This is a genomic window from Mesorhizobium sp., from assembly GCF_024509055.1.
Taxonomy (GTDB): Bacteria; Pseudomonadota; Alphaproteobacteria; order Rhizobiales; family Rhizobiaceae; genus Mesorhizobium.
The window spans coordinates 1-6466 of the sequence record NZ_JANINM010000044.1; the positions used below are offsets into that span (position 1 = coordinate 1).

Sequence of the window (6466 nt, forward strand, 5' to 3'; positions counted from 1 at the left end):
GCCTTGTTGTTGTCGTCCATGGCGTAGTCGACGCCGCCTTCCTTGAGGCCGAGATTCTCGACGCCGCCCTTGAAGGTACCGTTCTTGCCATCCATGAAGGCATTGTACACGGCAACGTCGACGCGCTTCATCATCGAGGTCAGCACCTTGCCGGGCTGCAGGCCGTTCTGGTTGGAATCGACGCCGACGCCGAGCTTGCCGGCATCCGCGGCAGCCTGCAGCACACCGACGCCGGTGCCGCCGGCGGCGGCATAGACCACATCGGCGCCCTGGTCGATCTGCGTCTTGGCGATCTCGCCGCCCTTGGCCGGGTCGTTCCAGGCGGCCGGCGTGTCACCGGTCATGTTCTGGATGACTTCGGTCGCGCCGGCCGACTTGGCGCCGCCGACATAACCGCATTCGAACTTGCGGATCAACGGGATGTCCATGCCGCCGACGAAGCCGACCTTCTTCGACTTCGACGCCATCGCCGCCATGATGCCGACGAGGTAGGAGCCTTCGTTTTCCTTGAACACCAGCGAGCGGACATTAGGCAGGTCGACGGCGTCGTCGATGATGGCGAAGTTGAGGTCGGGATATTCGGTCGCGACCTTCTTCAGCGCGTCTTCCCAGGCGAAGCCCGCCATAACGATCGGATTGCGGCCGTCCTCGGCGAAGCGGCGGAGCGCCTGCTCGCGCTGCGAGGCGTTGGAGACTTCGAATTCGACATAGGCGACGCCGGTTTCGGCTTTGAACTTCTCGGCGCCATGATAGGCGGCCTCGTTGAAGGACTTGTCGAACTTGCCGCCGAGATCATAGAGGATGGCCGGCTGGACATCCGCGGCGAAAGCCGGAAGAACCATTGCGGTTGCGGCCAGGAGGCCGAGAACGATACGTTTCATGTGATCCACACCCTGTCGGTTATTTTCCGTTATACGCCGCGTGCCCGCCCGGTTCTCCGGCACGCACGCAACAGGCAGGAAGTGTTTGCCCCTCCCGCTCGCGGCCAATCTGGCATGGCCCGAAACAAAATTCACGCGGAATTTTGACCTTTTGGAAAAGCGGCTGGCGACCGCCTAAGGCCGGCGGCTGGGCGCCGGGCTCAGTTGGCCGCCGCGAATTCGGAGCGCCGCCGCCGGTAGCCGATGGCATAGAGCAGGAAGGCCAGCACCGCGAAGACCGCGAAACCGGGCTGGCTCAGCACCCAGGCGATCACGCCATCCCAGACCAGCGGGCTGGCTTTGGCGCGCACATAGGTCTCGAAGGCCGCGCGCGTGTTCGGCGACACGGCAAGCCAGCTGGCGTTGAGCGGCGTCATGACGAGCGCCGAAGCCGCGACGGAGCGCGTCGTGTCGATCACGGCCATGATGACGGAAACCGACAATGCAACCATCGCCGCCAGCCGAAAGATGAAACGCAACATCGACGCTCTCCCCGGGAAAGCTCCCGTCTACCCGGCAACCGACATAGAGCCTGTGCAATCCCGGCGCAATCGCGGCCGCCGCAAATTAAGCGGTGCGCGCCGGCTTGCGCCGGTTGACCCGCCAGATCGCGAAGATACCGCCGGCGATCGCTCCGACCGCCAGCCCAGCCAGGCCGACAAAGGCAGCGAAAAATCCGCAGGCGCCCTCGAAGCAGCTCATCTGTGTGGCGTCCGCGATCAGCGATCCGGCAAAAAACCCGCCGAAGGCGCCGATCGCGCCGCCAAGGATGACGCCGAGCAGCCCGGCAAGGATCGACACCAGCAGCGGCGGGCGTTCGGTCTCGGGACTGGAGTAGGCCGCGTCGGCGCCGGCGCCCTGCCGCAAAAGATAGATGCAGAGAACGCCGATCGCGATCTCGGCCACGGTGAAGCCCAGCGCCTCGGCCGAGAACCTGAAGCCGGGCGTGAGCAGGACGTAGGCCTGGCGCAAGAGCAGCCAAAGGATGATGGCGATCTGCCAGATGGTATAGTGGCGCGGAAAGCGGACCGACCGGTTGAAGGCGAGGCCGAGCAGGTAAAGCCCCCACAGGATGGTGATGATGCCACCTGTGAGGCCGCTATAGATGATGAAGAACACATTGTCCGGCAGGCTGAAGTCGCCGATCAGACGCCAGTTGGAGAACAGGCTATAAGCCGACAGTCCCATGACGATGATGAGCCACGCCACCGGGATGTAGGAGAGTCCGCTGTCCGGCCGTCCAGCAGGCTGTTGGTCAATCGGCGCCATGTCGGACGATGCCCCTCGCAAAGCCCAAGCAATTCCAGGCAACGCGCGGCGGCTTCCGTCCGGAATTGCGCGAAAATGAATATTCACGCAGTCGACCCGCGGTCGGCGGCGAAGTCAAGCTTGGTAGGCACCGGCGGACAGCCTGTGCACATTATTCGGTCTGTTCAGGTGCCCCCGTTGAAGCCTGTTACGGAACCATCCACGGCAAAAGCCGTCTGCAAGCCATTATGACTTGGCATTCGCGTTCGGATCGACTAGATGAGCCCCGCGCCTGTTTGCCTAGACGGCTAGAGGTGCTGGGAAAGGGTTGCCCGCCGGTTGAGGGCGCTCTGACGGTCCGGCCAGGACTTTCCCGCGGGAGATGCATCTCCCCAACCCGCGCGGCAAAACCGGCCAGCGCGAGATGCAAAGGACGGAGAGGTGGCCGAGTGGTTGAAGGCGCACGCCTGGAAAGTGTGTTTACGGGAAACCGTAACGCGGGTTCGAATCCCGCTCTCTCCGCCAGACTATTTTCTTAAGCGCTAGCAGAGCCCTGAGCATCAAACGCAGTTGGTGGCGAACTGCTACGCGATCACACCATATCCACTCGAAGTAAATTAGCAGATAAACACACATGCGGGCCGCTGGCGCCGGCACCAGCTTAAAGGCATTCGCTCCCCAACAAGAAGGCGCCGGTCATCCGTAGCCCGCCGCGCGGGTGATGGTGGCACACCCGGCGGCGGGCTATCGCCTGACTCGGGCTGGGCGAACGATCGCATTTGCCCCCTGCCCCTGTGTCGTTTCGGGACCAAATCCTGGCACCGGCTTTGCACGTATGAGCTCGCCGGCATTCCTCCTCCCGCCGGCTCTGATCGCGGTGATCAGGTACTAATCTCGCCGGGCCATGGGCTTGGGGTTTCATGTGTCCGGCGAGATTTCTTGATTGCGCAGCCTGCGACCGCCGACCATCTACCGAAAAGGCTTAGGGTACTTTGCCTTCTCGACCTGGCAACTATCCGCCCTCTGGACCGTTTGCCGGTGGGCGCTCTCATAGGCGCGGATGGCCCTCTCGAAGGTCGGCTTCCATAATTACATCATCTACGACGGTGCTTCGGAGAGCAACATCGCGGTGATGCAAGGCCCAGGAACTTACAACACCACGGCGGTCGCCAACGGGCCTTTCATTAACGCGACAACCACCTATCAACCCGGACCGCCGATCGTTATCGGACATCACGGACAGTCGTTCGCGATCAAGATGTTCCACCAAGGCGAGCCGGGTTCTGAAAATGCGTTGTCCGCGCGAACGGCACTCGGACCCGATTGGGAAAAGCAGATGAAGAATCCTCTCCTTACCTGCGATGGCTAGATGAGTACAAAGGCCGGGTCGAAACGTGGTGGGAAATGGCGCGTCCTCAGGGTAGGGAGAGATCATATGAGGGCGCCGACGTTTTGTTTGCCATGGCGGGGAAACCGGCCGAAAAGCTCAACCGTCCGGCGCTTTCCCTACTTCAAGAAACTCTCCGATCGAGCTGGGCCAGGTCCACGCCCTTGCGCAGGCCCGTCGCGACGACCGACACCCGGAACTTCCCGGCCAACGCCTGGTCGAAGATCGCGCCGACGATGATGTCGGCGTCGGCGTCGACCTCCTCGCGGATTCGCGTCGCGGCTTCGTCGACCTCGAACAGCGTCATGTCCAGGCCGCCGCAGATCGACACCAGCAGGCCCCTGGCGCCTGTCATGGACGCCTCGTCGAGGAGCGGATTGGCGATCGCGGCCTCGGCGGCAATTCGTGCGCGACCCTCTCCGGAAGCCTCGCCGGTTCCCATCATCGCCCGGCCCATGTCCCTCATCACCGACTTCACGTCGGCGAAGTCGAGGTTGATCAAGCCTTCCTTGACGATGAGGTCGGTAATGCAGCCGACACCCGAGTAGAGGACGCGATCGGCCATGGCGAACGCGTCGGCGAACGTGGTCTTGGAATCCGCGATCCTGAAAAGGTTCTGGTTCGGGATGACGATCACGGTATCGGCGCACTCGCGAAGGCGTTCTATGCCTCCTTCGGCGGCCTCGGTCCTGCGCTTGCCTTCGAACGCGAAAGGCTTGGTGACGACGGCAACCGTCAAGATGCCGGCATCGCGCGCGGCGCGCGCGATGATGGGCGCGGCGCCGGTTCCGGTGCCGCCACCCATGCCGGCGGTGATGAAGCACATATGCGTTCCCGCCAGATGATCCATGATCTCGTCGATGGATTCCTCGGCGGCGGCGCTGCCGACATGGGGCAAGGATCCGGCGCCCAGGCCCTCGGTCACATGCGCGCCAAGCTGGATCAGCCGCGAGGCCTTCGACATGGTGAGCGCCTGCGCATCGGTGTTGGCGACGACGAACTCGACGCCCTGCAGGCGTTCAGCGATCATGTTGTTGACGGCGTTTCCACCGGCGCCACCCACCCCGATGACGGTGATCTTGGGCCTCATCTCCAGGATTTCCGGCTTGGCGGTCATTTCTAGTTCTCTTTCTACGAAAAGCGCTCGCTGCCCCGCCGCAAAATCATACGGAATCGGAGCACCGAGCACACGAATCAGGTGGTCCCTGCCACCCCTAAAGAATCAGAGGAGACGCCCCGCTGCAACCAATCCCTGCGGTTGCCACGATGTCGCGGTTCAACCCTACACGCGTATCCGCCATAGCAGCGGAATTGCCACCAGGCAAAAAGCCCTCTCCCAACGAGGCCCAACCCAATCCATACGGTGCTAGCCGGAGCTTTGCCTGTGTCGTGGTTGTGGCGATCAAGGATCTGCCAGTCGAGGTGAAGGCGCAGCTGTGGTCATCAGGACAACGGCGAATAACCTCGCCAAGCTGCAAAGGTCGGTAGGCGACTCGCCGGAAGCCGCGTCAGCGCCCCGCGAACGGAATGAGCTCGTCCCAGTTCGCCGCCGCCAATGTCGACGACGACGACACTGGTCATCCAGATCAAGCGCATTATGGCTGGCCGACGACGGTGCACATCCACCGCCGTCTCTTCAAACCGTCACTTTCCTCGAGCGACCCGGCTCTGCCGCGTCAGTACATGAACGCCGCTCTCAGCCAGGCAAGGATGCCCGCGCCTGGAGAGATCGCCGCGCGTACGCGGGTCGCGGCCCAGCGTGCCGGCAGATTGGCGCCGACATGGCAATGGCAGACGACCTCATGCAGCTGCCAGTCGCTCATCTCGAAGAAGCGTTTGGCCGCGCCGTAGCTGTCATCCTCGAGCCCCTGTGCCCGAAAGATCGGGTCTTCGAAGGCGACGGTGATCGGTGATCCGGCGCAACGCATTTTCTCGCGGACTTCGGGAGCGGCGTATTCGGTGCCCGCGAGCGCGGTGAGGCGCCGGCTCGGACTTTGCTCCAGAAGTTGCGCCCAGCGTTCGAGGCGCTGGCTCCGGCTGGCAAAGAGAACCGTCGCTTCGGAATGAACGTCGGCAACGGCATTGAGTTGGTCAACGGTTTGATGCTTCACGGCCGCCTCCTATGTCGGCTGAGACCCTCCACCCGTGAACGGAACTATGGCGCGGCGTGGAGGCGGCAAGAGGCGAGCATCAGATGTGATGAGGTCGCGACAACAGTCGGCCCGGGAGACGCTGCGCGCGCCTCCCGGCTCCGATGGTCATTTCCCGCGCATGGTCGCCTGGAAGGTCGGCAGATGCTTTTGCTGCGCCTCGATCATGCGTTCGCGGTAGACGCCGTAGATCACGTCGGTGTCGTGCAGCGTCACACCTGCGATCGTCGGCGAGGCGAACACCGGCAGCTCGATGCCGCGCTTCGACAGCTGCTCGGCCGTGCGCGCCAGCAGCTCATGCGCCATGATCATGGCGAGCACTGTCGACGAACCGGAGACAGGCCGGCTCCAGCCCTCGATCGGCACCACCGCGTCCTCGATCGGCGAGCAGGTGTCGATGACGAGGTCGGCGGCGTCCGCCAGCCGCTTGCCGGAGGAATGCGTGGCCGGCTTGTCGAGATTGTTCTTGCTGGTGACGGCGACGACGAAGATGCCGCGCTTCTTGGCATAGAGCGCGGTGTCGATGCCGGATGAGTTGCGGCCGCTATGGCCGAAGATGATGATGGAATCGCCCTTGTTCAGCGGCTGGTGATCGAGGAACTTCTCGGCATATTTCTCGGTCCGCTCCAGCCACAGTAGCTCGCGCACGCCGCCGGCGCCGAGCACGTTGTGCCACATCACACGCGGGTCGGTGAGCGGGTTGAAACCGACATAGCTGCCATAGCGCGGGAACATCTCCTGCGCCGGCAGCACCGAGTGGC

At 63.2% G+C, this 6466-nt stretch carries 7 protein-coding genes and 1 tRNA gene; 2 read left to right on the forward strand and 6 right to left on the reverse strand.

Annotated elements, in window-relative coordinates:
* The 3 genes from Q0L57_RS02935 to Q0L57_RS02945 all read right to left on the reverse strand — a co-directional run.
* Positions 1–881: BMP family ABC transporter substrate-binding protein (locus Q0L57_RS02935; RefSeq protein WP_296737690.1), on the reverse strand; the 881-nt coding region annotated here is incomplete at its 3' end.
* Positions 882–1081: 200 nt separating this feature from the next.
* Positions 1082–1402 carry a hypothetical protein gene (locus Q0L57_RS02940; RefSeq protein ID WP_296737693.1) on the reverse strand — a complete coding sequence of 107 codons (321 nt, stop codon included), beginning with the start codon at positions 1400–1402 and terminating at the stop codon, positions 1082–1084.
* An 85-nt stretch (positions 1403–1487) separates the two neighbouring features.
* Positions 1488–2189, reverse strand: a complete 702-nt coding sequence (locus Q0L57_RS02945; RefSeq protein WP_296737696.1) for a hypothetical protein — start codon at positions 2187–2189, stop codon at positions 1488–1490.
* Between the two features lie 414 nt (positions 2190–2603).
* On the opposite strand from Q0L57_RS02945, the gene Q0L57_RS02950 reads away from it, so the two are divergent.
* Positions 2604–2693, forward strand: a tRNA-Ser gene (locus tag Q0L57_RS02950).
* A gap of 535 nt (positions 2694–3228) precedes the next feature.
* The gene (locus tag Q0L57_RS02955; protein WP_296737698.1) at positions 3229–3537 is read left to right on the forward strand and encodes a hypothetical protein; all 309 of its coding nucleotides are present in this window, start codon (positions 3229–3231) and stop codon (positions 3535–3537) included.
* A 142-nt stretch (positions 3538–3679) separates the two neighbouring features.
* On the opposite strand, the gene ftsZ is transcribed toward Q0L57_RS02955, so the two are convergent.
* The 3 genes from ftsZ to Q0L57_RS02970 all read right to left on the reverse strand — a co-directional run.
* Positions 3680–4672: a cell division protein FtsZ gene (gene ftsZ / locus Q0L57_RS02960; protein ID WP_296737701.1), complete on the reverse strand. Its 993-nt coding sequence runs from the start codon at positions 4670–4672 to the stop codon at positions 3680–3682.
* 559 nt (positions 4673–5231) lie between these two features.
* The gene (locus tag Q0L57_RS02965) at positions 5232–5666 is read right to left on the reverse strand and encodes a hypothetical protein (RefSeq protein WP_296737703.1); all 435 of its coding nucleotides are present in this window, start codon (positions 5664–5666) and stop codon (positions 5232–5234) included.
* Between the two features lie 147 nt (positions 5667–5813).
* Positions 5814–6466: sugar isomerase domain-containing protein (locus Q0L57_RS02970; RefSeq protein WP_296737706.1), on the reverse strand; the 653-nt coding region annotated here is incomplete at its 5' end.